General features: G+C 63.1%; 19 protein-coding genes. 6 read left to right on the top strand and 13 right to left on the bottom strand.

The window, feature by feature from the left end; translation table 11 throughout:
* Positions 1-137 precede the first annotated feature (137 nt).
* The gene (locus tag ACSSVH_RS16275) at positions 138-2,369 is read right to left on the bottom strand and encodes a TonB-dependent receptor (RefSeq protein ID WP_492633480.1); all 2,232 of its coding nucleotides are present in this window, start codon (positions 2,367-2,369) and stop codon (positions 138-140) included.
* A 227-nt stretch (positions 2,370-2,596) separates the two neighbouring features.
* Between ACSSVH_RS16275 and ACSSVH_RS16270 the strand changes: the two genes are divergently transcribed.
* From ACSSVH_RS16270 to ACSSVH_RS16245, 6 genes are all read left to right on the top strand, one after another.
* Positions 2,597-4,954, top strand: a complete 2,358-nt coding sequence (locus tag ACSSVH_RS16270) for a DNA polymerase II (RefSeq protein WP_492633479.1) — start codon at positions 2,597-2,599, stop codon at positions 4,952-4,954.
* Positions 4,955-5,004: 50 nt separating this feature from the next.
* The gene (locus ACSSVH_RS16265; RefSeq protein ID WP_492633478.1) at positions 5,005-5,637 is read left to right on the top strand and encodes a glutathione S-transferase N-terminal domain-containing protein; all 633 of its coding nucleotides are present in this window, start codon (positions 5,005-5,007) and stop codon (positions 5,635-5,637) included.
* A 164-nt stretch (positions 5,638-5,801) separates the two neighbouring features.
* A complete protein-coding gene (locus ACSSVH_RS16260; RefSeq protein WP_032862995.1) occupies positions 5,802-6,356 on the top strand; it encodes a DUF4174 domain-containing protein in 555 nt (184 codons plus the stop codon).
* Positions 6,357-6,485: 129 nt separating this feature from the next.
* Entirely contained in the window at positions 6,486-7,001 is a 516-nt protein-coding gene (locus ACSSVH_RS16255; protein WP_169954793.1) for a sigma-70 family RNA polymerase sigma factor, read from the top strand.
* Positions 6,998-7,957 (top strand): FecR domain-containing protein, encoded by a 960-nt coding sequence (locus tag ACSSVH_RS16250; protein WP_492633477.1) that lies wholly within the window; start codon positions 6,998-7,000, stop codon positions 7,955-7,957. The genes ACSSVH_RS16255 and ACSSVH_RS16250 overlap by 4 nt, the downstream gene beginning before the upstream one ends.
* A gap of 82 nt (positions 7,958-8,039) precedes the next feature.
* Entirely contained in the window at positions 8,040-10,460 is a 2,421-nt protein-coding gene (locus ACSSVH_RS16245; RefSeq protein WP_492633476.1) for a TonB-dependent siderophore receptor, read from the top strand.
* A 1,024-nt stretch (positions 10,461-11,484) separates the two neighbouring features.
* Here the strand turns inward: ACSSVH_RS16245 and ACSSVH_RS16240 are convergent.
* The 12 genes from ACSSVH_RS16240 to ACSSVH_RS16185 form a co-directional block, all read right to left on the bottom strand.
* A complete protein-coding gene (locus tag ACSSVH_RS16240) occupies positions 11,485-12,891 on the bottom strand; it encodes a lipid II flippase MurJ (protein WP_170043689.1) in 1,407 nt (468 codons plus the stop codon).
* Complete coding sequence (locus ACSSVH_RS16235; RefSeq protein ID WP_170043690.1) at positions 12,891-13,712, bottom strand: acyltransferase; 822 nt, start codon at positions 13,710-13,712, stop codon at positions 12,891-12,893. Before ACSSVH_RS16235 ends, ACSSVH_RS16240 begins: the two co-directional genes overlap by 1 nt.
* Positions 13,709-15,106: an O-antigen ligase family protein gene (locus tag ACSSVH_RS16230; protein WP_492633475.1), complete on the bottom strand. Its 1,398-nt coding sequence runs from the start codon at positions 15,104-15,106 to the stop codon at positions 13,709-13,711. The genes ACSSVH_RS16235 and ACSSVH_RS16230 overlap by 4 nt, the downstream gene beginning before the upstream one ends.
* A complete protein-coding gene (locus tag ACSSVH_RS16225) occupies positions 15,106-16,209 on the bottom strand; it encodes a glycosyltransferase family 4 protein (RefSeq protein ID WP_492633474.1) in 1,104 nt (367 codons plus the stop codon). Before ACSSVH_RS16225 ends, ACSSVH_RS16230 begins: the two co-directional genes overlap by 1 nt.
* Positions 16,200-17,414 carry a glycosyltransferase gene (locus ACSSVH_RS16220; protein ID WP_170043693.1) on the bottom strand — a complete coding sequence of 405 codons (1,215 nt, stop codon included), beginning with the start codon at positions 17,412-17,414 and terminating at the stop codon, positions 16,200-16,202. Before ACSSVH_RS16220 ends, ACSSVH_RS16225 begins: the two co-directional genes overlap by 10 nt.
* Positions 17,415-17,439: 25 nt before the next feature.
* Positions 17,440-18,780 carry a glycoside hydrolase 5 family protein gene (locus tag ACSSVH_RS16215; RefSeq protein WP_172314445.1) on the bottom strand — a complete coding sequence of 447 codons (1,341 nt, stop codon included), beginning with the start codon at positions 18,778-18,780 and terminating at the stop codon, positions 17,440-17,442.
* On the bottom strand, positions 18,780-19,958 hold the full coding sequence (locus tag ACSSVH_RS16210; protein WP_492633473.1) for a glycosyltransferase: 1,179 nt from the start codon (positions 19,956-19,958) through the stop codon (positions 18,780-18,782). Before ACSSVH_RS16210 ends, ACSSVH_RS16215 begins: the two co-directional genes overlap by 1 nt.
* Positions 19,958-21,937, bottom strand: a complete 1,980-nt coding sequence (locus tag ACSSVH_RS16205; protein ID WP_492633472.1) for an exopolysaccharide transport family protein — start codon at positions 21,935-21,937, stop codon at positions 19,958-19,960. The genes ACSSVH_RS16210 and ACSSVH_RS16205 overlap by 1 nt, the downstream gene beginning before the upstream one ends.
* 76 nt (positions 21,938-22,013) lie before the next feature.
* Positions 22,014-22,835 carry a polysaccharide biosynthesis/export family protein gene (locus tag ACSSVH_RS16200; protein WP_492633471.1) on the bottom strand — a complete coding sequence of 274 codons (822 nt, stop codon included), beginning with the start codon at positions 22,833-22,835 and terminating at the stop codon, positions 22,014-22,016.
* 6 nt (positions 22,836-22,841) lie between these two features.
* Positions 22,842-23,753 (bottom strand): glycosyltransferase family 2 protein, encoded by a 912-nt coding sequence (locus tag ACSSVH_RS16195; RefSeq protein ID WP_170043698.1) that lies wholly within the window; start codon positions 23,751-23,753, stop codon positions 22,842-22,844.
* Positions 23,753-25,216, bottom strand: a complete 1,464-nt coding sequence (locus ACSSVH_RS16190; protein WP_170043699.1) for a mannose-1-phosphate guanylyltransferase/mannose-6-phosphate isomerase — start codon at positions 25,214-25,216, stop codon at positions 23,753-23,755. Before ACSSVH_RS16190 ends, ACSSVH_RS16195 begins: the two co-directional genes overlap by 1 nt.
* Entirely contained in the window at positions 25,216-26,655 is a 1,440-nt protein-coding gene (locus tag ACSSVH_RS16185; RefSeq protein ID WP_170043700.1) for an undecaprenyl-phosphate glucose phosphotransferase, read from the bottom strand. The genes ACSSVH_RS16190 and ACSSVH_RS16185 overlap by 1 nt, the downstream gene beginning before the upstream one ends.
* Positions 26,656-26,922: the final 267 nt, after the last annotated feature.

The raw sequence follows: 26,922 nt of genomic DNA, 5'->3' as shown, positions 1-26,922 counted from the left end.
GAGCTGTCGAGCCCCGGCGAGGCTGCGATGGCGGCGGCATTGCCAGCATTGATGGTGACTGACCCACCGCCATCGCAGCCTCGCCGGGGCTCGACAGCTCCCACCTTTAATCTTTGCTGCCTTGAGTAAAGTGCCGGTTAGAACTCGATGCTCGCCGACAGCTTGGCCACCCGTGGGTCGCCCTGGGTCAGGTAGCCGCCCATTGCCGACTCCCAGTATTTGGTATTGGCCACATTGTCCACGTTCAGCCCCAGGGTGACGTCGCGCTGCTCCACTTTGAAGTTGTAGCGTGCGCCCAGGTCAAAGCGGTTCCAGGCCGGCAGGCTGAGGTTGTTGGCGGCATCCACGTACTGCCCGCCGGTACGCAACATGCGCCCGCTGAGGGTCACGCCTTGCAGGCCCGGCACATCCCATTCCACACCGGCATTGAGCTGGAACGACGGCACGCCAATCGCGCGGTTGCCGTCGTTGGCGCCGTTCTGGGTGCCCTTGAGCTCGGTTTTCATCACCGTCGCACCGCCGAGCAAGCGCAGGCCGGCCAGCGGTTCGCCGAATACGTTGAGCTCTACGCCTTTGTTGATTTGCTCGCCTTCACGCACGAAGCGTGCAGTGGTGGCATCGATGATCTGGGTGTAGCCGGCGCCGGGCTGCTCGATGCGATACACGCCCAGGGTCGCGCCGTAGGTGCCCATGTCAACCTTGACCCCGGCCTCGATCTGCTTGGAGCGTGCCGGCGCGAACGCCTGGCCACCGCCAATCACCGTACGCCCAGAGGAGTTAACCGGCGAAACAGGCCCCTTGGCCAAACCTTCAATCCGATTGGCATACAGCGACACATGCTCCCAAGGCTTGAACACAATGCCGTACACCGGTGTGGTGATCGACTGATCGTAGTTGGCCGTGCGGCTGCCGCTCATATAGTTGTAGCCCTGCACCACCATTTGCTGATGGCGCAGGCCCAGGGTGACCAACAAGCGATCATCGATAAAACCAACGGTGTCGGACACCGCCGCGCTGCGCATGAAGGTCTTGGCGGTGATGGTCGGGTCGCTGAAGTCGGTGCCAGGGGTATTGCGCGGGCTGTTCAGGCGCGGTTCGGCGCCGGTTACCGGGTTGTAGATATTGGTGCTGGTCTTGGCGCTGTCGAACACATAGGCGTTGCGCGCCTCGGTCCAGATCCCGGCCAGGCCGAAATTCAGGCGGTGGCTCACCGGCCCGGTCTGGAAATTGCCCTTCAAGCCGGCCATGGCGCTGCTGTTGTCTTCTTCGTGGGCGATGGTCGAGGCGCTGGTCTGGGCATTGCCCAGGTTGTCGTTGATGGTCACCGAGGAATACCGGCCCATCTCCCGGGTATGCTTGGCACCGCCCGCCGCGTAGGCGGTCCAGTTGTCGTTCAGGTCGTACTCGGCGCGCAGCATGCCCAGGGTGTCTTCAATATTGGTTGCGCTCCAGCGCGGCGCGTAGTTGGTGTCGGCGGAAGGGGCGTCGGGTACGTGGGTCACCAGGGGGCCGAGGAACACCGAGTTGCGCCCGCCATTGACGCGCTGCTTCTGATACGCGAAATCCCCCGACAGGCGCAATGCATCACCACGGTAATCCAGGCCAACGGCAAACAGCTTGGAGCGCTGGTTCTCATTGTCGGTGGCGGTATCGCCTTCACGCTGGGACAGGTTCACCCGCGCCCCAAAACGATTGTCTTCGCCAAAACGCTGGCCGAGATCCAGGTGCTGGCCAATCCGGCCTTCGCTACTGATATCGGTGCTGAAGCGGCGCAGCGGCACGTCGTCGGCGCGCTTGGGTTGCAGGTTCACGCCGCCGCCGATACCGGAGCCGGAGGGCGTTACCCCGTTGATAAAGGCGTTGGGGCCCTTGAACACTTCCACCCGCTCCAGGGCGTCGGTGGACATGATCTGCCTGGGCAGGATGCCGTACAGACCGTTGTAGGAAATGTCGTCGCCATTCAATGGCAGGCCACGAATCACGAACAATTGCGACTGGTTGGCGTAACCCGAGGCCTGGCGCACGGACGAGTCGTTGAGCAGTACATCGCCCACCGTCTCGGCCTGTTGGTCGCGAATCAGTTGTTCGGTGTAGGAGGCCATGCTGAACGGCACGTCCATGATGTCCTGGTTGCCCAAGACCCCCAACTGCCCGCCGCGTGCGACCTGGCCGCCGGCGTACACCGGGGGCAGGGCGCCGGGGATGATGGATTCGGCGCTGATGCTGGTTGCCCCCAGTTCCAGGGCCTGGCCATTGCTCGCATCCTGCGGGGCTTGTTGGGGGGCGCTGTGGACAGCAAAGCTCAGGGAGCAGCACAGGGCGAGCAGGGACGGGCGAAACGGCACGGCGAGTCGGGTACAAGTGGGCATGGTCGATCCGGACGGCGAAGCGTCAATGTGAGGAAGGGGGCAACAACGTTGCGCTTCCTCGCTGCGCGAATACGACTCCAGTGCAAATGATAATAAATGCTAAATGATATTTCACAAACTGATTTGTGATGTATGACTTTTCTGAAGGGCAAAAAATTTCTATTAAGGCCTGATGGCGGATGCCGAGTAGAATCGCGCCCTGAAAGCGATTCCTGAGGTGCGGCAAGGTGGATTTACAGCAGGGTTTTGTCCTGACCCGGCATTGGCACGACACCCCGGCGGGCACGCACGTCAGCTTCTGGCTGGCGACCGACCAGGGGCCGCGGTATATCCGTCTACCGGTGCAGCCTTCGGTGATGTTTATTCCGTTGGCCCATCGCGAGCACGCGCAACGGGTGCTCAAGGGCGAGCGCGACGTGGAACTGCGCCCTCTGCAGCTGTGTGACTTCCACCACCGCCCGGTCCTGGGCCTCTACACCCGCCAGCATCGCCAGGCGATGGACCTGGAAAAACGCCTGCGCCAGGCCGGCGTGGATGTCTACGAAGGCGATGTGCGCCCGCCCGAGCGCTATATGATGGAGCGCTTCATCACCGCACCGGTGGCATTTGGCGGCACGCCCGGCGAGGGCGGGATGTTGCTGGAGGCGCAGATGAAGCCCGCGCCCGACTACCGCCCGGCGTTGAAGCTGGTGTCGCTGGATATCGAAACCACCGCGCGCGGCGAGCTGTATTCCATCGCCCTGGAAGGCTGCGGCGAGCGCCAGGTGTATATGCTCGGCCCGCCGAACAAAACCTGCGCGGTGGATTTCAAGCTCGAATACTGCGACAGCCGCGCCCAACTGCTGGAGCGCCTCAACCAGTGGCTGGCGCAATACGACCCCGATGCGATCATCGGCTGGAACCTGGTGCAGTTCGACCTGCGGGTCCTCCACGAGCATGCCCAACGCCTTAACGTGCCATTGCTGCTTGGCCGTGGCGGCGAGGCCATGGCCTGGCGCGAGCACGGCAGCCGCCACCATTTCTTCGCCGCCGCTGCCGGGCGGTTGATCATTGATGGCATCGAGGCCTTGCGCTCGGCGACCTGGACTTTTGAGTCATTCAGCCTGGAAAACGTCGCCCAGACCCTGCTGGGCGAAGGCAAGTCGATCGCAACGCCGTATCAGCGCATGGACGAGATCAACCGCATGTTCGCCGAGGACAAGCCCGCCCTGGCGCGCTACAACCTCAAGGACTGCGAGTTGGTGACGCGGATTTTCGAGAAAACCGAGTTGCTCAAGTTCCTTCTGGAACGGGCCAGCGTTACCGGCCTGCCGGCAGATCGCAACGGTGGTTCGGTGGCGGCGTTCACCCATTTGTATATGCCGCTGATGCATCGCCAGGGCTTTGTCGCGCCCAACCTGGGGGACAAACCGCCCCAGGCCAGCCCCGGCGGTTTTGTCATGGACTCGCGGCCGGGGCTGTACGAGTCGGTGCTGGTGCTGGACTACAAAAGCCTTTATCCGTCGATCATTCGCAGCTTCCTGATCGACCCCGTGGGCCTGATCGAAGGCCTGCGCCATCCTGACGACAGCGAGTCGGTGGAAGGCTTTCGCGGCGCGCGCTTTTCCCGCACCCGGCATTGCCTGCCGGCCATTGTGGCGCGGGTCTCCGAAGGCCGCGAAGTGGCCAAGCGCGAGCATAACGCGCCGTTGTCCCAGGCCCTGAAGATCATCATGAATGCCTTCTACGGCGTGCTCGGTTCCAGCGGCTGTCGGTTCTTCGACACGCGGCTGGCGTCGTCGATCACCCTGCGCGGCCACCAGATCATGCGCCAGACCCGCGAACTGGTAGAAGCCCAGGGTTATGAGGTGATCTATGGCGACACCGACTCCACCTTTGTCTGGCTCGGCAGTGCCCATTCCCAGGAGGACGCCGCGCGCATCGGCCAGGACCTGGTACAGCACGTCAACCAATGGTGGCGCGAGCGCCTGCACAGCGAATTCGGCCTGCAAAGCGCCCTCGAACTGCAATACGAAACCCACTTCAGCCGCTTCCTGATGCCGACCATCCGCGGTGCGGAAGAGGGCAGCAAGAAGCGCTATGCAGGCCTTGTGACCCGCGCCGATGGCAGTGAAGAAATGATCTACAAAGGCCTGGAAACCGTGCGCAGCGACTGGTCGCCCCTGGCCCGCCAGTTCCAGCAGGAGCTGTACCAGCGCATCTTCCATCGCCAGCCCCATCAGGATTACGTGCGTGACTACGTGCGCCGCACCCTCAGCGGCGAGTTCGATGAGCTGCTGATCTACCGCAAGCGCCTGCGCCGGCAACTGGGCGACTACGAACGCAACGTGCCGCCCCATGTACGGGCCGCGCGCCTGGCGGATGAATACAACGACCGCCAGGGCCGCCCGCGCCAGTACCAGAACGGTGGCTGGATTCGCTACGTGATCACCGTCAACGGCCCCGAGCCCCTGGAAGTACGCCAGGCACCGATTGACTACGACCACTACGTCACCCGGCAATTGCAGCCGGTGGCCGATGCGATCCTGCCGTTTGTCGATGATGATTTCAGCACCCTGGTCGGTGGTCAGATGGGCTTGTTTTAACCCCTGGAACACGTTTCACTCTGGACGCTGAATCTCCAGGAGGAAGGCCCATGTACACGCTCTACGGTACGCAAAGCTCTGGCTCATGCATCGTCGAAATCGCCCTGCAACGTTGCGGCGTGCCGTGGCAGCAGGTCGATGCCAGCCCCTGGGGCGATGCGGCGGGGATGGAGGCCCTCGGGCAGATCAACCCGCTGGGGCAAATCCCCACCCTGCAACTGCCCGACGGCAGCGTGTTGACGGAGAGCGCGGCGATCCTGATCCACCTGGGCCTGGCGTATCCGGCCAGCGGATTGCTGTCCGGCAACCGTGCGCAGATCATTCGCGGCCTGGTGTATATCGCCGCCAACTGCTACTCGGCAATCACCATCATCGACTACCCCCAGCGCTTTCTCGACGACGCCGACGAGGCGGTACAGGCGCAACTGATCGCAGGTACCCAGCAGAAACTGCACCGCACCTGGCAGTTGTTTGCCGAGCAATTTGCCGGGCAACTTTTTACCCCGCAGGGCCTGCCCAATGCCTTGGGCATCATGGCGGCGGCCGTGTCCCGCTGGGAGGGTGCGCGCGACGTCCTGCAACACTCCCACCCCGCGTGCGCCCAGGCCCTGGCGCAGGTGGATGCCGACCCGCAGGTGGCCCCGGTGTTCGCCTGGCACTGGCCGGATTGGCCCGGGCAGTGAGCCTTGGCAATCAGAAGAAACAATGAGCCCCGAAGCGCCTCAAGCCCTTGCGTCGCGGGCGTCCTGGCCTACTCTTTCTGATAGTCGCGTAGGAATCATCCTTGAAATTGACTGTCGCAGACATGAAACTCAAAAACTCTGCATGGAATTGGAAGGAGGTACGCATGCTCGTCCGGTCGCTGACCCTGGCTACCTTGATGGCGTTTACGGGGCCGTTGTTGGCTGCGGATAACCGAGGCCCGCTGGAACAGGATCAAGGCAAATTCCGCCCGCTGATCGTGATTGCACCCAGCTCCATTGACCCGACTCAGGTCCAGCTCAAGAAAGACCTTGAACAGCCTGAGAACAAACAGAAGTTCACCGAGCGCAACATGGTGCTCTACACCGTGAACTACACGAGCATCGGCACCGTCGGCCAGCGTGACGGCAAGGACCTCGGCGCCCAGGACACCAACGCGCTGATCCGCGCCCTGAAGCTTGGCGCCAGTGCCGGCACCAAAGTGATCCTGGTGGGCAAGGATGGCGAGAAGAAAGTCGAAAAGACCGTGCCCCCCGATACCCTTGACCTTGCAGAGTTCTTTGCGGCTGTCGACAAGATGCCCATGGCAGAAAAAGAAGCCGCCGCCCCCGCCGAGCCGGAACCCGCCGCCCCGGCAGCGGGCAAACCTGGCGCCAAAGCCAAGCCTGGCAAGCACGCGCCGCAACCACTGGAAGATTGATGCTCCTCGCTGGCGCCTACAGGGGAGGTGCCAGCGAACCCTACAAGCTGTATGCCACTTGCAGGCATTGCGCCATGAAGCATATGATAACCGTTATCATTTACGGCTTACCTTCTGCGCGCACCCTCCATGCCCCCGAACCCTGCGACAAGCCCTACTGACCTGGCCACCCTGTATCAGCAGCAACACCGCTGGCTGCAGCACTGGCTGTGGCGTCGCCTGAACTGCTCGCAGAGCGCCGCCGACCTGGCCCAGGATACATTCCTGCGCCTGCTCGCCAAGAACCAACCCCTGGAAGTCCAGGCGCCTCGCAGCTTTCTGGCGAAGGTCGCACAGAGCGTGTTGTCCAATCACTTTCGTCGGCAGAAGCTGGAAAAGGCCTACCTGCAAGCCCTGGCGCTGTTGCCCGAAGAGGTCGCCCCCAGCGCCGAGACGCAATGGCTGCTCCTGGAAACCCTGATGGCCCTCGACGAAGTGCTCAGCCGCCTGGCATTGCCGGTGCGCCAGGCCTTCCTCTGGTCGCAGCTCGACGGCTTGAGCCACGGCGAGATTGCCGAGCGCCTGGGCACCAGCATCACCACGGTCAAGCGCTACATCGTCAAGGCCGGTGCGCAGTGCATTGTGCTCGACAGCCAGCGCCCATGAATCCCTCGCCCCTGACCCTGGACGCCGCCGAGCAGGCCATGCACTGGCAGTTGGAGTTACAGGCGCCGGATGTCACCGAACAGACCCGCGCGCAATGGCTGGCGTGGCGCCAGCAGGACCCGCTCAACGAGCAGGCATGGCAGTATTCCCAGCGATTTTTCCAGCGTATGCACGAGGTGCGCGACCCGGCGCACCAGGCGCTGGTCAGCGCCACCCTGTTGCCGGCGATGTCCCGGCGCCGGGTGCTGAAAAATCTGGCCCTGTTGCTGGCGGCCGGCAGTGTGGCGTGGACCGCCCGGGACGCCGGCCTGCTGCAACCCTGGACCTGCGATTTCAGCACCTCGGTCGGTGAGCAATGGCGCATCGACCTGGCAGACAACAGCCAAATCCAGCTCAACACCGACACCGCTGTCGATGTGAACTACGGCCCCGACCAGCGCCAGATTCATCTGCTGCGCGGGGAGATCCTGGTGTTGCCCAACCCGCTGGACAGCCGCCCGCTGTGGGTGAAAACCGCCGAAGGCCTGACCCACGCCACGGGCGGGCGCTTCAGCGTGCGCCAGCGCGATGGTTTTACCCAGTTGGGGGCTGACCAGCAGCCGCTGGCGGCGCAGATTCCATCGCGCAACCTGAGCCTGTCGCCCGGCGAAATCATCAGCTTTGACCCGCAGACCCTGCTGGCGCGGCGCTCCCAGCGCGCCGGCGAACTGGCCTGGAGCCGCGGCATGATCGTCGCCGAGGATCTGCGCCTGGAAGACTTCCTCAATGAATTGAGCCGCTACCGGCGCGGGCATCTGGACTGTGATCCGAGCGTGCGCGAACTGCGCGTGTCTGGCACCTATCCACTGGCCGACACCGACCGCATTCTGGTGGCGCTGCAACAGACCCTCAAGCTGGATGTGCAGCATTTCACGCGGTACTGGGTCACGCTGAAACCGCGTCGGGCACAGGTATGAATTTATTTTGCATGCCTGTGGTCCGTTTCCCAATCTCACGAGACTTATATCCCCAGACACTCACTTATCTGGGGAACAGGGCATGCACCCGCAACGCACCATCCGGGCAACACTGAAAAAATCACTGGCCGTGGCCGTCGTCCGTGGCATCGCCAGCTTCGGCGTGGCTGCGCCGTTGTTGCTGGCGCCGGCCTGGGCAATGGCCGCGTCACAGCAGGAATTCGATATCGCCCCAGGCTCACTGGCCGGCGCGTTGAACCAGTTTGGCCAGGCCACGCAGATCCTGCTGTCCTACCCGGCCGCCCTCACGCAAGGGCAGACCAGCCCGGGCCTGCAAGGGCGGCATGACCTCGACAGCGGCCTGGCGATCCTGCTCAGCAACAGCTCGCTGCAAGCGGTGCGTGGCAGTGGCGATAACTACTCCCTGGAGTCCCGGCCTACCGACGGCGCATTGCAACTGGGCACCGTGTCGATCTCCGGCAAGGCGCCGGGGTCGACCACCGAAGGCACCGGTTCCTACACCACGCAGTCGTCCAGCAGCTCCACGCGCCTGAACCTGACGCCCAGGGAAACCCCGCAATCGCTGACCGTCATGACCCGCCAGCGCCTGGATGACCAGCGCCTGACCAACCTGTCCGATACCCTGGATGCCACCCCCGGCATCATCGTATTGCGTGATGGCCTGGGTTCGGAAAGCGATAGCTATTTCTCCCGGGGTTTCCAGATCCAGAACTTCGAAATCGACGGCGTGCCCACCGTCACGCGCATGGACAACTACACCCAGAGCATGGCGATGTACGACCGGGTGGAAGTGGTGCGCGGCGCCACCGGCTTGATCAGCGGCATGGGCAACCCCTCGGCCACCATCAACCTGATCCGCAAGCGCCCGACGGCCGAGGCGCGGGCCAGCGTCACCGCTGAAGCGGGCAACTGGGACCGCTACGGCAGTGGCCTGGACGTGTCCGGCCCGCTGACCGAAACCGGCAATGTGCGCGGGCGCCTGGTGGCCGACTACAAGAGCGAACATGCCTGGGTCGACCGCTACAAGCAGCAAACCCAGTTGCTGTACGGCATCACGGAATTCGACTTGAGCGAAGACACCTTGCTGACCCTGGGTTTCAGCTACCTGCGTACCGACGTGGATGCCCCGGCGCGTTCCGGTTTGCCCACGCGCTTTACCGACGGTTCGCGCAGCAACCTCAGCCGTTCCCTGAATACCGCACCGGCCTGGTCCTATAACGACCATGAACAGACCAGTTTCTTTACCTCCATCGAACAGAAGTTCGACAGTGGCTGGAGCGCCAAGGCCGAGTTCACCCATTCGCAAAACAAGTTCGATGAGGTGTTCAACTACGTCAATGGCAGCCTCAACAGCGATGGCAGCGGCACCACGCAGTTGCCGGTGCGCTTCTCCGGTACGCCGCGCCAGGACAACCTCGACCTGTACGCCACCGGCCCGTTCAGCCTGCTGGGCCGCGAGCACGAGTTGATCGCCGGCGTGACCCTGTCCAAGTACAAGGAAAACGTGCCCAGCCATGGCGGCTGGAACTACGCGTATTCCGGTTCCCCGGCGGGCGCCATCGACAACCTGTTCAACTGGGACGGGCACTCGGCCAAGCCGGACTTCCCGGTGACCGGCAAATCCTCGGTGGATGAAAGCCAGTACGCCGCCTACCTGAGCACGCGCCTGCGCATGACCGACGACCTGAGTGTGATCCTCGGCAGCCGGGTCATCGACTGGAAGCGTGAAACCGCAGACAGCCCCTATGGCGGCGTCGCCACCCGCACCGATGAATCGGAGACCGGCGTGTACATTCCCTACGCCGGCGTGGTCTACGACCTGACCGACAACTGGTCGGCCTACGCCAGCTACACCAAGATCTTCAATCCCCAGGCCAGTTGGGTGCGCGATATCAACAACAAGGCCCTGGAACCTATGGAAGGCAAGGGCTACGAGCTTGGCTTGAAGGGCAGCTTCTTCGACGAGCAGTTGAACACCAGCCTGGCGCTGTTCAAGCTGGAGCAGGACAACCTGGCGATCTGGATCGACACCCCGGGCGGCAACACCTACCGCAACGAGAAGGGCACCACCACCGAGGGCGTCGAGCTGGAACTCAACGGTCAATTGGCTGAAGGCTGGCAAGCCTCTGCGGGCTATGCCTATGCGGTCAGTACCGATGCCGACGACAAACGCATCGTCACCACCTTGCCCCGCCAGAGCCTGAAGACCTTCACCACCTACCGCCTGCCGGGCGCGTTGAACAAAGTGACCGTGGGGGGCGGGGTGAACTGGCAGAGCAAAGTCGGTGAAGACCTGCACACGTTCAGTCAGGGCAGCTACGCCATCACCAACCTGCTACTGCGCTATGACGTGACACCGCAGTTGAGCACCTCGGTCAACCTCAACAACCTGTTTGACCGCGAGTACTTCAGCTATGCCGGCAACCACGGGATGTACGGCGCACCGCGCAACCTGATGACCAGCGTCAAATACGACTTCTAGACCCACCCATGACCCCCTGTGGGAGCTGGTTCAGGCACCATTTCCGCTAGCTGACACACCGCCATCGCAGGCAAGCCAGCTCCCACATTTGATTTGTGGCGTGGCAAAAATCCTATGCCCAACAGAGCTCCCTTGTAGGAGCGGGCTTGCCCGCGATAGCGGTAGTCCAGGCACCATTTCCGCTAGCTGATACACCGCCATCGCAGGCAAGCCAGCTCCTACATTTGAACTGCGGTGTGGCACAAATCCTATGCCCAACTGAGATCCCCTGTGGGAGCGGGCTTGCCCGCGATAGCGGTAGTTCAGGCACCATTTTCGCTAGCTGACACACCGCTTTCGCAGGCAAGCCAGCTCCTACATTTGAACTGCGGTGTGGCAAAAATCCTATGCCCAACAGAGATCCTCTGTAGGAGCGGGCTTGCCCGCGATAGCGGTAGTCCAGGCACCATTTCCGCGAGTTGACACACCGCCATCGCAGGCAAGCCAGCTCCTACATTTGAACTGCGGTGTGGCACAAATCCTAAGCCCAACAGAGATCCCTTGTAGGAGCGGGCTTGCCCGCGATAGCGGTAGTCCAGGCACCATTTTCGCTAGCTGACACACCGCCATCGCAGGCAAGCCAGCTCCTACATTTGATTTGTGGTGTGGCACAAATCCTATGCCTAACAGAGATCCCTTGTAGGAGCGGGCTTGCCCGCGATAGCGGTAGTCCAGGCACCATTTCCGCTAGCTGACACACCGCCATCGCAGGCAAGCCAGCTCCTACATTTGAACTGCGGTGTGGCACAAATCCTATGCCCAACAGAGCCCCCACTGTGGGAGCGGGCTTGCCCGCGATAGCGGTGGTTCAGGCACCATTTCTGCTAGCTGATACACCGCCATCGCAGGCAAGCCAGCTCCTACATTTGAACTGCGGTGTGGCACAAATCCTAAGCCCAACTGAGATCCCTTGTAGGAGCGGGCTTGCCCGCGATAGCGGTAGTTCAGGCGCCATTTCCGCTAGCTGACACACCGCCCTCGCAGCTCACGCCTTCCACGGCTTGAACCACAGCCCCAACCCTGTCAATACCACGATGCCCGCCAAGGTACTCAACCCCAGCTGCCAGCCATCGTTATGCAGCGGGTGCAGCACCAGTGCCGCGACTCCCAGTAACACCACACTCAAGCCCCACTGCAACGGCCAGCTCAGTTGCCCGAGCAGGTGTTGGCGTTGCATCAGCAGCAGGTTGGTGACGATCACCCCACCCAGGGCCGCCAAGGCAATACCTGGCAGGCCGAAGAAGTACGGCAGCAAGACCAGCAGGCCGGCATTGACCAGGCTGCCCAGCAGTTCACAGTTGAGCGGCAGGCGCGTGTCGCCGCTGGCGTAGGCATAGCGCGCGAGCATGGCGTTCCAGGCGCCGAATACCAGGGGCGTAGCGAACCAGGCGAGCAGGGCGGGTAGCGGGCCGTCGGCGCTTTGCGCGGGCATCAGCAGGTGAATCAGCACTGGGCTTGCGCCAATCAGGCCGAGGGCGGCGGGCAGGCTCAGCAAGGTGGCGGCGTCCAGGCCACGGCGCAGGAGTGCCAGGCGTTGTTGGCCTTGTTCACCGCTCATCATCCCCAGCAATACCTGGTTAAGGCTCATCAGCGCGATCAGCGGCAGATTGATCAGCTTGCGCGCCAGGTTGACCCAGGTCACCGCGCCTTCGCCCAGGTAGCTGGCGATCAGCCGTTCGAGCAACGCCAGGCCCTGGCTGGCGACATTGCTCGCCAACAGCGGGCCGATACGCCCCAGCAGTTCGCGGCCGGCCAGGGCATCGCCCCGGACCTGCCAGGGGCGCCAGCCGAATGACCAGACCGGCGCCAGCAGCGGCAGGCACATCAATACGCTGCCGGCAAAAAAGCACATCGCCAGTTCCGCGCTGTCGCTGGCCGTGCCGCGGATAAACAGGTACAGCACCGGCGGCAGGTTGAACAGCAGCGAGCCCAGCCCCGGCAGCACAAAGCGTTGGCGCGCCTGCAACGGAATACTGAACAGGCCATGCATCACCAAGCCCGGCGCACATGCGGCCAGCCAGCGCAGATTGGCGGCAGCCTGGTCGTGGGCGGCGGCGTCCAGCCCCGGGCCGATCAGCCGTACCCACAGTGGCGCGCCGAGTGCCAGCAGGGCGAACAGGCCCAGGCCGACGCCGAGCAGGCGCGGCGACAGGCTGGCCAGCCAGGCTTGCTGGCGTTGCGCATCACGCTGTTGATAGAGGGGCAGGGCAGCGGCGGCGAGCAAGCCGGCGGCCAGGGTCATGCGCAGCGCCTCGGGCAAAAACACCGCCACCAGGAACCCGTCGCTGCGGCTGCCCGCACCCCAGGCGGCCACCAGCAGCCATTCCCGGGCAAAGCCGGCCACCAGCCCGGCCAGCGTCGCCAGGGTCAGCCACAGGGTGCTGCCAAACATCAGTGGAACAGGGTGAACAGGCCCTTGCCACCCACCTTGTAGTTCAGCCCGCGAACGCGTTCGCCCATGACTTTGGCACCGGTGCCGCCGACAATTTTGTACGGCGCGACGGTTTTCGCCACCACGGTATTGGCAGTCACCACCGAGCCTTCGCACAGATGGGTGCCAAAACCGATCAGCGCACGGCTGCCGATCCACACATAGTCGTCGATATAAATCGCCCCGGAAATCGACCAGAACTCCGGTGCCTGCAAGTCATGGCTGCCGGCGATGATCAGCACATGGGAGGCAATCGCCACATGGTTGCCGATCACCAGGCCAGAGCGCGCATCCACCTGGCAATGCCAGCCGATCACCGTGTCGTCGCCGACTCTCAGGTTGTGGATGCCCAGCACCTCGGTGTTGCGCCACAGGCTCGAACCCTTGCCGATTTTCGCGCCGCCCAGGCGCAGCCAGCCGATACGGATGTGGTGACTGGGGATCTTGTTGATCAGGATGTTGTAGGCCATGTCCCAGGCGCTGCGCCAGCGGTCCTTGAGGGTCGGCCAGTTCTTGCCATAGATCGGCAGGAACTGTGCCGGAATGTCCTGTTTCATGCGATGGAACAGCCGACGTGCCACCGGATGCTCGATGGTCGGCTCCACATCGAAGGACGTCATCCAGAAGCGCTTGTTCTCGCCTTCGCCCTCTTCAAAAACCACCTCGTTGGCCAGGCACCAGGCCAAGCCGTCCTGCAGGTCTTGCAGGCTCACGCCGAGTTCGCTGGCCAGGGCGGGCAGGCGGTCACGCAGGTCGGGGGAGTGAATAGTGCGATGTTTCATGGTCGGTCATCCTTTGGTACGCAAACAGGAGCGGTAATGGTCGGGCTCAGGCGCACCTGTTGCAGGCTGATGCCCATCAACAGCCAGAACAGCGCGATCAATACGAAGGTGAAGCTGAAGTAGTGGTCGAAAATCCCCGTCAGCAGCGCCGCCAGCACACCGCATACGCAGCCCAGCCACAGGGCGTTGTCAGCGGTGACCTTGCGCACCATGCCCAGCGGTCGCACTTCGCGCCACCACAATACGGTGATGGCGATGAACAACAGCATCCCCGGAATACCAATTTTGTAGATGAAGTTCAGCCACAGGTTGGAAATCCCCAGCAGGTTGCTGCCCGGCACCGGCGGGTCGATCTTGAAGCCGATGCCCAGCGGGTACTTGGCCATGACATTGGGGAACCCGGCATACTCGTCGAAGCGGATCTCGGTACTGGCGTTGGTGGTCGAGAACATCGTCATCAAGCGGTCCTGCAATGGTGGATAGAACAACACCAGGGCGATCACAAAGGCCACGCCGATGCCGATGATCCGCCCGCTGTGAGGCACGCGCTTGTAGGTCAGCCAGATCAGGATCAGCGCCAGGGCCACAATCGCGCCCCGGGAGATACTCAACAGCAGGCCGGCGCAACCCAGTACCGCCACTGCCAGGCCCAGGGCGCGGCGCCAGCCGGTGCGGGTCCAGCCGTAGAACAGCGCCAGCGGGATAAACAGCACCAGCACGCCACCGGTCAGGTTCGGGTGGACCCAAGGCGAGGCCATGCGCTTGTAGTTGGCCGAGAATATGTCCTTCACCGCCTCGGGGTGGGCGTATTTGAGGTCGGTGAGAATATCGATCATCGACATCGCGTTGCGCGTCTTGAGGAACATGAAGATCGACAGCGACAGCATCGCCAGGTTGCCCAGCAGCAGGGCGACCACCACTTTGTCGCGGTCGGCATCGGTACGCAGCAGCAGCGGCACGATAAACAGCAGCGACAGGTTCATCAGCCAGCGCACCCAGTTCACCGGGCCGTTGCCCTCGGCGTGGATGATGAGCATGCCCCAGATAAACGGGATGGTGCTGAACAGCATCAGCCACATCAACGCCCGCTCCGTGGGGCGCCAGACCATGAAACCACGGGTCTTGCCGATAAACGATTGCCAGAACACCCCGGCCCAGGTCAGGCCCAGCACCGCTTCGCTGATGGTGGTGCGGATCCCCAGTTGCAGGGTGGTGTAGGGAATACTGGTGGCCAAGACGGCAAAGATCAGCAAGCCCCACAACGGTTTGCGGATCAGGGTCAGCGCCACGCCCACGCCGACCACGATCATGAAGACCTTCATCGGCGGCAGTGCCAACAGCAAGCCCCCGAAGACCAGGCCCAGGAGCAGACTAACGAGTTTTCCTGGCAGCATTAGCGGTTCAATTCCTTGAGCAGTTTATCCAGGCGCAGGCGATAGGCCGGTTCGGCAAATTGCCGGGCCCATGTGCGTTGCAATTGGGGGTCGACCGTGGCCCCAGGTGCAGCCAGTGACACCATCAATGTTTGCAGTTGCAGGGCGTCGTCGGGTGCAAAGCGCGGCGCCGTGGGCGGCGCCACTTCATCCAGGGCCGAACCACGGGCCACCGCAACCTGTGTGCCGACACTCAGCGCTTCCACCACCGGCAAGCCAAACCCTTCGGCATAGGAAGGCTGCCACAGGTACGCGGCATGCCGGTAGAGCGCCTGCAACTGGCCATCGGACAGCCCGTTGCGCCAATGCAGGCCAGGCAACTCGCCGAGGGCCGCCGGCACATCGCTGGCGTGGCCGACCAGCACCAGGTCCGGCACGCTCGGGTCCTGGGCGCGGCTGGCTTGCCATTGCTCCAGGAAAAACGCCATGTTCTTGCGTGGCTCGCGGGTGCCCACCACCAGCCAGTAGCGCGCCGGAATGCCTGCGGGCAGCGGCTCGGGTGCATCGGTGAACTCCGGCACCAGGTTATTCAACACGCGGAACTTGGCCCGCGCCCAGGGAAACAGGCGCGCGGCTTCATCGCACGAGAACTGCGACGGGCACCACACCCGGTCCGCCTGCCACACCGACCAGGCAATCGACGCGCCGTCGATCAGGCGGTAGGCCAGGGCCTTGAGGCGGGAGCGATGGAAGTTGCGGTGGGTCAGTTGAAACAGGTCGTGCAGCACCAGCACATAGCGGGTGCCGGCGGGTTTGCGGCACAGGGGCAGGCCCATGTTGGCCGTGGCGATGTACAGGTCGATCCGCTGTTGGTGGATTTCCCGGGACAAAAAACCGCGCTCAAAGCGCAGTCGTACCTGGGGCCGTTGCAGGCCTTCCAGGGGGCTGGCCCACGCCGGGCACACCGCGGTGGCGCGCTGGGGATGATCCAGGGGTGCCTCGGTAAACAGCACCACTTCAGTGTTGTCCCGTGCGCGCAAGGCTTGCTCCAGGGCCAGCACCTGGCGGGCGATGCCCGACGAAGGTGCGACCGTGGCGGGGCGGTAATCCAGGGCTACGCGCATGCTTGGGGCTCCTGATGGGTTGGCAAGGTGCGGTAGATCTGCTCCAGTTCGTTACCGGCGACCGCCCAGTCGTGATAGTTGCGCGCGTAATCCCGCGCGGCATCCGCCAGTTGGCTGGCCAGTGCCGGTTCGTCCAGCAGGCGCACAATCCCATCGGCCAGGGCCTCGGCACTTTCGCCGGCCAGGTAGTGTGCCTGGGCCTCGACCGCCAGCCCGGACACGCCCTGGGCGGTACTCACCAGCGGCAGGCCGGCGGCCATCGCTTCCAGCACTTTGAGCTTGGAGCCGCCACCATGGCGCAGCGCGGCGACAAAACCTGCACAGCGGCGTTGCAAGGCCGTCAGGTCGGGGACAAAACCCTGCCACTCAATACGTTCGTCCGGCCAGCGCTCGCGCCAGTGTTCGGGCAAGCCGAAGCCGGCCACCGCCAGGCGGGCGTTGGGGCATTGCAACCAGACCCGGGGGAAGATGTCGTCGAGCAACCACTGCACTGCGTCGAGGTTCGGCGCGTATTCGTAGTTGCCGACAAACAACAGGCGCTGGCTCTGCGGGTCGGCGCTGACGTCGCTGAAGGCCCGGCTGTCGACCCCGTTGACCACCACGCTCACCGGTGTAGCGGTCAGTTGGCCGATGGCCTGGGCATCGGCCTGGGTCACGGCCACCACATGGCAGGCAGCATCAAACGCCTTGCGTTCCCACTGCTGGCAACGCCATTGGTCGTAGCGCACGAACGGTGCGGCCCATTTTGGAAAGCGGTCATAGGTGGCGCCGCCCAGGCTCGATTCCAGGTTGTGTTCGGTGAGCACAAAATCCCGCGCTTGCTGCTGCAAGAGCGTGAAGTACGGTTGCAGGCTGTAGCTGTGCTCGACCTGGATCACATCCCAGGTTTCGTCCAGCAGTTCGCGAAAGCGCGCCTGCAACACCGGCGACAGGCCGTTGACCGTGGTCAGCAGCGGCCAGGGCGCAAATACCCCGGCGAGCAGGGTCATGGGGTGTTTCAGCGGTCGGCGCGGCACCACGATCAGGCGTTCGAGCAAAGGCTCAAGGGCGGCGTGCACGGCGGCGTCGGCCGGGGTTTTCGATTGCACCAGCAAAGTGATGCGATGCCCGCGCTCACTCAAGGTGCGCAGCAAATGGTACTGCCGGGTCTTGCCGCCGCTGGTCATCGGCCACGGCAGATAGGGCACAATCCACAGGATTCTCACGTGCAGCTCTCCATGCCTGGGCGTGCTACCACACCAATATCTGCAACGACGGTTTCACCACGGGGCGAATGCCGTTGTAATCGTTAAGGGTCTGCCGGGCGCCGGTCAGCGGGTCCAGCAGCTCGGCGTGTTGTACGTTGGGCAAGGTGATGCTGGTGCCTTGCGCGCTCCAGTACATCAACAGGTGTTTGCCGTCTTCGCGGGTCCAGGCCACGCTGTAAAAAGTCTTGGGTACGTCTGCAAGCGCGGGGGTGACCCCAGGCTTGAGCGTCGGCCCGGTGATCTCGAGGAAGCGGGCGAGGGCGCGGTAGACCGGCTTGGGTTCGCCGTTGAGATCCAGCAGGCCGTAGTGCTGGTCACGCACGGAGGCCCGTTCATCCAGGTCGGACAGGGCAAACAGGAAAATCTTCTGGTAGTCCTGGGACGCCATCAACGCCAGGCGGCGCAAGGTGAAATCGGCCTGGCCGTCGACGCCGATCAGGTCCTGCATCTCCTTGGGCCCGGCATAGCTGGACCAGCCCCACTCGGTGGCCCACACATCCTTGACCCCGGCACCGTGCAGCACGGCGTTGAGTTGGTCGCCGCGCAGCAGTACTTCGTTCTTGCCTGGCTCGTCGGTTTCCGGGGTCATCGAGTACGGGTGATACGCCGCGACCATGCCCAGGGTTTGTACGCCCAGCGCGCCGAGGGCTTCAAACATCAGGGTCTTGCCGCGCGGCGGCATCTGGCTGTAGTAGGCCATGCCGCCCATCACCTGGATCTTGTCTGGCGCGGCGATATTCAGGGCCTGGTGACTGGCCAGCAGCAAGCGCGCGTACTCCTCGGCATTCACTTGCGGGCGCCAGTTGTTCGGCAGGTTCTGTTCGTTCCACACCTGCCAGGCGTTGATGTTCGGGTAGCGCTTGGCTAACAGGGCCAGGCGCAGGGCATACACGCTGGCATCCCGCGGGCGGTATTGGTCTTGGAATTCTGCGCCTTTGGGAGCGGTGGTGATGAACGGCGCCGACCCCACCAGGTAGAACACCGAGCGGATCTTCTCGGCCGTCAGGGTGCGGTCCAGTTCGTCGAAAGTGCTCAGTTGGTAATCTTCTTCCTTGGGCTCCAGGCGGTCCCAGTGCAGGTCGACGCGCACCCAGTCCAGCCCCAGCTTCTGGTATTGGCGAATCTGCTTCTGGTACTGCTCGGGCTTGAACCACAGAAAATGCGCGTTCACCCCCAAGAACTCGCGCCACTCCACAGTGCGCTGGGGCGCCAGGTTCACGGGCTCCGCGTCGACCTTTTCACTGAGCAGCAGTGCGCCGCCCACGGCCATTGCAATGACCAGTGGCAGGTAGCGCCACATCCGGCGAGTTGACGAAGTGTTCATCACAAAGGCTCCTTGACTGCGGCCTGGAACATCTCGGCAAAGCGTTGGGCGGTGCTGGACCACTGGCGCTGCCGGCCGATCTCGGCAGCGTGGTCGGCCCACTGGCGGGCCTGTTGCGGGTCGAGGATCAGGCGGTTCAGGGCATCGCTCAACGAGGCGATATCACCCTGTTGATAGGTGATGCCATTGCCCCCGGCGACTTCTTCGGCGAAGGCGCGGGCATTGGAGGTAATCACCCCGCGCCCGCAGGCGTTGGCCCAGGACAGCGCGCCGCTGGTGCCGCGCATCTGCCCCAGGAAACCGAGTTTTTTCGATTCGCGGTACGGCAGCACCATTACATGGTGGGCCTGGATGGTGTGAGCAATGTCGGCCGAGGGCAGGTCCAGTTGCCAGTCCACCACATCGCCCAGTTGCAGGCTGGCGATCAGTTGGCGCAGGCCATCGAGGTAGTTGCCGGCCGGGTCGAAGGTCATTTCCGGCGCGGTGCCCCCGGCCAGGGTCAGGCGCACCTGGCCCCGGCATTGCGGGTGGGCGGCCAGGGAACGGGCCAGGGCCTGCAGCAGGTCCTCGATGCCCTTGCCCCGGTAGATAAAGCCGAAATACAGCAGGCGCAACGGTTGCAACGGCGGCAAGGCCACGGGGTCGATAGGCAGGTTGCCGTGGGCAATCACTGCCACTTGCTCAGGTCTTAGCCCCATGCGCTGGCGCAGGCAGTCGCCCCCCAGGCGTGTGAGGGTGATCAGGCGACGCATGCTTTTGGCCAGGCGCCGCTCTTCGTATAGGGTCAATGGGTCGGCGAGCAGCGCCGCGGCCTGGGGCAGCGGGTGGGGCAGGCGTTCGAGCAGGGTCAGCGGGAAAAACAGCTTGGCCCGGCGCCAGATCAGGCGTTCCGGGTCGTGTACGGTGGCGGTCAGCGGCAGTTGCGGCTGGGCCCGGCGCAAGTAATCCAGGGCCTGGAACTCGGCAAAGCGCCCGCCGCCCAGCTCGGCATGGACCAGGTCCACGCCGCGCCAGTCAAAGGCGTGCAGGCGCTGCAACTGTTGCGTCAGGTCCAGGCAGCCTTCCAGAGGCGTCAGCACCTCCAGGCCCTGCTCGCGCAACGCGCTGCGCAAGTGCGCAGCGTAGTCGGCGATCCCGGTCTGCTCCGGCGGCAGCGGCGCTAGCAGCGCAATGCGCATCAGGCCGCACCGCGCCAGCTGTTGATCCGCGCCAGGACATTGGCCGGCACTTCAAAACGGCGGCGGTTGAGGATCATTCCGTCGACTTTGCCGAACGCGGTGGTCAGCAGCGACAGGGCGTTCTCGATGGTCGGCACGGTGCTGGTGCGGGCTTCGATCACCAGCACAATCTGCTCGGCGCGGCGCAGGGTGAGGAACGCCTGCGGGTTGGACGACAGGGCCGAGGCGTCCAGCAGCAACACTTCACCGGGCTTCGGCGCTTCGGTGCCGTTGACCGAGACCCGGTGGCCGCGCTCTTCGAGCAGGCGCTTGAGTTGCTCGATGATAAAGCTCACGCCTTCGCCATGCCGTGCCGAGGTCAGGCCCAGGGCAAAGCCCTCGCTGGCGATGCGCTCGGCGGGTAGCAGGCTGTACAGGCGATAGATGCTGGCGGTGAGGGCTGCCGGCGTCGCGTGTTGCACATCGGGAATGCTGCTCCACAGCGGTACACCGAACACTTCCTGCAAGCGCGCACCATCGTGGATGCGCTGGTCCAGCAGGTACAGCACGTAGATGGTCAGCAAGCCGACGGCCAGGCCGGCAGGAATGGTGAACAACAGAATCAGCAGGCTCTTGGGAAACACGCGCGCCGGGTTGAGGGTGGCGTGCTCGATCAGGGCGATGTTGCTGATCTGGCTGCTGTCCAGCTCGTGGTCGATGCGCGCCTGTTCGAGGTTTTCCGAGTACAGCGCGTAGCTTTTCTCGGCGGTGCGCAGTTGCTGGGTCAGCTTGTTCAGCTCAGGTTCATCGGTCATCGCCTGGTCACGCTGGGCGCGCAGTTCGGCGAGGGTCTTCTCGTAGTTCTCGATTTCCCCGGCCAGTTTGCGCTCCTGCAACTGGGCATCGATGATCTGTTGCTTGACGTTGATCACCAGGCTGTTGGGCGCGGTGTTTTGCGAGCGTTCCAGGCGTGTCGCTTCCTGGGCGCTGAGGTCTTGCATGTCGCGGATGTTCTGCTCGATCTGGTTGACCTGCGGCGTGCCCGGCAGGTAGGTGCGCAGCAGGCGCGCGCGTTCCACTTGCAGGGCATTGAGCTGGCGCTTGAGGTCAAGCTGGGTCGGGTTGAGGCTGGTTTCCCGGGCCGTCACCACTTCCGCTGGCTGGTTCTTGATCTGCTGGCTGGCGTTGGCCAGGAAGCTGCGGATCCCCGCGATCTGGTTTTGTGCGGTGACCTTGGCGTCGGTGACGCGGTCGATCTGGTTGGTCAGGTTTTTCAGGCGCGCGTCCACGCTGATCGAGTCGATCTGCTTCAAGCGGCCCTGCAGTTCATCCTTGAGCCCCTGGATGTTGGTCGCGACCTTGCTGCGTTCGGTTTCATAGAAGGTATGCAGGCTCTTGCGCCCGAGAATCCGCGCGCGCTCTTCCAGGTAGGCATCGACCCAGGTCTCGACGACTTTCTGCGCGATGACCGGATCATCCCAGGTGAAGGAAATCTCGATCACCGAGGAGCCCGGTTCGTGGCCGGCTTCGAAGTTCTTCTCCAGCTTGGTCGCCAGGCGTTCCAGCGGGCTTTGCTTCTCGGCCAGGCCGACGAATTGCAGGACGCTGCGCACCGCATCCAGTACTTCACCGGCGGCTTTCTTGACGTAGAACTTGGTGACTTTCCAGAAGCCCTGTGGCGGCTCGGACGTCATTGCCAGGTAGCGCTCGGCAACGATATGCACGATGGGCCGGCCGGTGAGCATCTTCTCCTCATCGACGATCGGGTCGTGCTGGGTGCTGGGCGCAATCAGCGTCTGGCGGTTGGCGGCTTCGATCGGCAACGTGGTGTTGTCCCGTCCTGGCTTGACCAGCAAGCGCGCGTCGGACTCGTAGCGAGCCGGCAACAGGAAGGCACCCAACACGGCCACCACAATCGTGGTGATCACGGCCAGTTTGAATTCGCGGCGGAAGATGAAAAACAGCCGCAAAAGGTCGCGTAGAGAGCGGATTTCGATCACAGGATCACTCCATTGAATATGTGGTGTACGCCAGACGGGAACAGTCGGTTCGAGTGATACGAAGCCTGGTCCATAATCATTGGCCTGCGTTGATGACTGGGTTGTTGTAGATGGTGTTGCCGCTGTTCTTCACGCCACTGTCGTTGAGGTCGTAGTTCAAGCCCACACCAATGCCCTTGTTGATCGGGAACAGGCGGGTGAAGTACATGTCCACCGCTTCCACGGTGGCGCCGATGCCCGACTGCGGCACGTAGATCAGGTCGCCACGTTGCAGGGCCACCCGAGGGTGATTGGGATCGGTCAGCATGTTGTTCAAACTGATGAAGTAGGTCTTGTACTTGCCATCCGGGCCGGTACGCATCAGGGCCACGTTGGAGGCGTCCGCCGAGGCCAGCACGCCGCCGGAGCTGAGCAGGGCCTGCTCCACACTGACATTGCCCGCCAGGTCGAAAAACGCCGGGTTCGGCACTGCACCGCCGATAAACACCTTGTTGCTCGGGGCGCTGGCGATGTTCACCGTCACTGCCGGTTCGCGGTAGATGCGCTTGTACTTGTCGGTAATTTCCTTGCCCAGGTCTTCCGGCGTGCGCAATGCCGCCTTGACCCGACCGATGTTGGGGATGGAGATCACGCCGTCGGGGCGCACGACAAATACCGTCATGTCGTCGGCCGCCGCCGGCTCCTGGGCATCACGCACGATGCGCAACAGGTCGCCACTCTGGATCAGCACCTGCGGGGGCGGCAGGTCGGCCAAGGTCAGCGCCGCCTGGTGGCCGGCCTTGAGCGTGTTGTTGTCAGGAAGCGGCACCCGCGCAGGGGTCGAACAACCAGCCAGCCAGATCGAGGCACTCAACAGGCTGAACAGGGTAAGACGGGAACGTCGGTTGGTAGTCTTCATGACGGCTCAAGTCCAGTAGGTGGAAAACATGCCCAGGCGCTGCTTGAGCGATTTGGGCAGGTAGCGTTCAAGGTGGCCGAGGCGATAGCCCAGCAATTTAAAGGCACTGCGCACCACCACTTCGGGGGCGCGGTGCAAGGCGTTGGCCTCGCGCAAGGCACGTAATTCGGCCAGTACATAGCGTTTACCTTCACCGCCGGCGTCGCCAAACGCCTGGCGAATCCATGGCTCGCGGCCGTAGAACACACCAATGTCGAAGTAGCGGTGAAATTCATCCATGAGTCGGTAATCGTGGGAGTGATAAACCCGAGCGCTGGCGGCGTACTGCACCTTCCAGCCCGCCAGCAGCAGGCGCGCGGCGACGTAGGCGTCTTCGCTGCCGATCACATCGGCAGGAAAGCCGCCCACGGCCTCTAGGGCGCTGCGCCGGTACACGGAAAACGAGTCAGAGCTAAAGCAGGTCTTGATCCCCAACTGCGGCGCATCGGCCAGGCTTTTGCTGCGGCTGTGGGCCGGGTAGTTGAAGTGCCGCGACTGCGCGCCCAGCACTCCCGCACCGGGGTGCGGCAGCTGCCGGCCATAGGCGACGCCGTTGAGTGGGTCCTGTTGCAGCTCGGCGAGCAGGTTGGCGAAGGTCTCGGGCTCGGCCGGGATCGCATCCTGGGTCATCACGATCAGCGCATCGCCACCCACGTGCTCGCTGGCCCAGCGCCGGGTGCCGCCGTGGTTGAAGTCGCGGGCGGCGATCACTTCGACACGCGCGCCAAACTCGCGAAAGCGCGCCACCGTGTCATCGCTCGAGGCGCTGTCCACTACCAGCATTGCGTCGGGTTGCAGGGTCTGCATGCGCAGCGCCGGCAGCAGCCGGTCGAGGTGGCCGGCGGCGTTGCGGGTCGGGATGATCAGGGACGTACGCATCAGGGCTTGGGCTCGCTGGCGGGCGCACGGCCGTAGATGTCGTCGAAGCGCACAATGTCGTCTTCGCCCAGGTATTCGCCGCTCTGCACCTCGATCATCACCAGGTCGATGATGCCGGGGTTGGTCAGGCGGTGTTTGTGCCCGGCGGGAATATAGGTGGACTCGTTCATGTTGAGCAGGATCTCGCGCTCGCCATTGGTGATCATTGCCGCGCCGCTGACCACTACCCAGTGTTCGCTGCGGTGATGGTGCATTTGCAACGACAGCGAGCCCTTGGGCTTGACCACGATGCGCTTGATCTTGAAGCGCGTGCTTTCCTCCAGCACCGTGTACGTGCCCCAGGGCCGGGTGACGGTGCGGTGCAGGCTGAACGCGGGATGATTCTGGCGCTTGAGCTCGGCAACGATATGGCGCACATCCTGGCTGCGGTTGGCGTCGGCAATCAGAAGGGCGTCGGGGGTGTCGACGATGATCAGGTCACGCACCCCGACCGCGCCCAATACGCGCTTGGGCGAGTCGATATAGCAGTTGTGCACGTCGTGCAGGATCGCTTCGCCATTGATCTGGTTGCCGTTGTCGTCGCTGGGGGTCAGCTGGCGCAGGGCTTCCCAGGAGCCGATATCGCTCCAGCCGATGTCACACGGCACTACGGCAACCTGGGCGGATTTCTCCATCAGGGCCACGTCGATGGAGATGTCCGGCGCGGTGCCAAAGCCTTGCGGGTTCAGTTCGCGCTGGCGGCTGCTGCTGTTCTGCAGGCTGGTGCTGTGTTCCAGCGCCGCCTTGGCTGCGTCCAGCACGGCCGGGGCGTGGGTCGCCAGCTCTTCGAGCAGGGTGGCGGCCTTGAAGCAGAACATCCCGGCATTCCACAGGTGCTTGCCGCCGTCGAGGTAGCCTTGGGCGGTGGCCAGGTCGGGTTTTTCGACGAAGCGCTGGACACGGAAACCCTGAGCCAGCGCCGGGCCTTGTTCGATATAGCCAAAGCCGGTCTCGGGGCGGTCGGGCTGGATGCCGAAGGTCACCAGGTAACCCGCTTCGGCCAATTCGCGGGCCTGGGCCACGGCCTTGGCGAAGGCGTTTTCATCGAGGATCAGGTGGTCGGCCGGCATCACCAGCAATTGTGCATCGGCGCCGAAAAACTCCTGCACATGCAGGGCAGCGACCGCGATGGCCGCAGCCGTGTTGCGGCCGAACGGTTCCAGCAGCAAATCCAGGCCCAGGTGGGCGGTGTTGACTGCGCGGTAATCGTCGAGGGTGCGAAACAGCAGGTCGCGGTTGGTCACCGTCAGCACGCTGTCGACCCCCGGCAGGCGGCTGGCGCGCAGGAAAGTTTTCTGCAACAGGCTCTGGTCGTCGCGCATGCGCATGAACGGCTTGGGCATGTTCTGCCGCGAAACCGGCCACAGCCGCGTGCCCGAGCCACCGGAGATGATGCAGGGAATCAATCCGTTGAGGGTGTTCATCAATAGACTTCCTTGGTGGAAAGGACGGCCGGGACCGTCATGAAAACGATGTACAGGTCAAACCACACCGACCATTTGGCGATGTACTCCAGGTCGTATTCGACCCGTTTCTGAATCTTGAACAGGGTGTCGGTTTCACCCCGGTAGCCATTGATCTGCGCCCAGCCGGTGATGCCCGGCTTGACTCGGTGCCGCGAGCTGTACTCGCTGACGGCTTCCTCGAACGGAATCCCGGCGGCCTTGGTGGCGGTGGCATGGGGGCGCGGACCGACCATCGACATATTGCCCAGCAGCACATTGAACAGTTGCGGCAGCTCGTCGATGCTGGTCTTGCGAATGATTCGCCCGACACGGGTGATACGTGGGTCGCGGCGGGTGGTCTGGCACTCGGCGTTGAAATCGCTCTGGTCGACGTACATCGAGCGGAACTTGAACACCCGGATCAGGTTGTCGTTATAGCCGTAGCGCTTCTGGCGAAACAGCACCGGGCCCTTGGAGTCGAGCTTGATGGCAATGGCGGTCACCACCATGATCGGCGACAACAGCAGCAGGCCGGCGCTGGCCAACAGCAGGTCTTCACAGCGCTTGATAAAGGGTGACCAACCGCGCAGCGGCAGTTGCGAGGTGTTGAACATCAGGATGCCGCCGACATCGGTGATGCGGTTATGGCCATAGCGCAGGGCGGCCATGTCCGGCACCAGCATGACGTTGACCGACATCTGCCGCAGGCGCTTGACCAGCCCGTTGATGCGCTGCTCGGCGGCCCAGGGCAGGGTGATCATCACCTGGTTGACCTGTTCGGACCTGATCAGTTTTTCCAGGTCGCGGGTGTTGCCCAGCAACGGCAGGTTGCTCAATTCCTTGGGGATGCGTTCGGTGCGGTCGTCGATAAAACCGATCAGGCCGGAGCGGATGTCACTGTTGCGCGACAGGTGTTCGGCCACATGGATGGCGGTGTCGGTAAAGCCGAGGATCACCGTGCGCTGCAGGAACTTGCCGTTCTTCATCAGGTTGCGATACAGGCGCAGCATCAGGATGCGTTCCACGCCAAACAGGATCAGGCTCAGGCTGAACCAGAACATCAGGTTGCGCGGGCTCAACTGCGGGAACAGCAGCAGGATCTGGTACATGAACAGCAGGATGCAAAACGCCGAGATCCACGCGACCAACATCACGCGAAAACGCAGGCGGTTGCTGAACAGGTCCTCGGAGTACACCCCCAGGGCCTGGAACAGAATGATGGTCAGGATCGCAAAAAACAGCAGCAGGCCCAGGTAGTGACCACGCATTTGCGGGTCGACCGGATCCGGGTAGAACAACAGGATCATCGCCGGCAGGACTGCCGTCAGGCCGTGGATTAATTTGACGAAAACCACAAAGAATTCAACAAAACCGGTACGAGTCAGAAACAGGCTGTCGACTGACGACTTCTCACGCATAAATCATCCCTCAATACACCACCAGGACTTCCCTGTTCGTTTGCTCATCCATAAGGCAGGTCTGCTTTATAAGTGGTGCAAGGCGAACGACTGCTTTCACTGGGTAACGCGCAATTGCCTGTCTGGGCGCAGGCTGTTGCGAAGTAATGTCTAAATGATGGCTCCTTTTGATTTTCTCGTCAAGGTTTTGACTTTTTCCATGAGTCTAGCCGTCTAGTGTCATAAGATACTCTTGTGATGACGGTTTGTTGACATATTTTGCGGTAT

This window comes from Pseudomonas sp. HC1(2025) (assembly GCF_058742075.1).
This window is presented reverse-complemented; position numbering and strand designations above follow the sequence as displayed.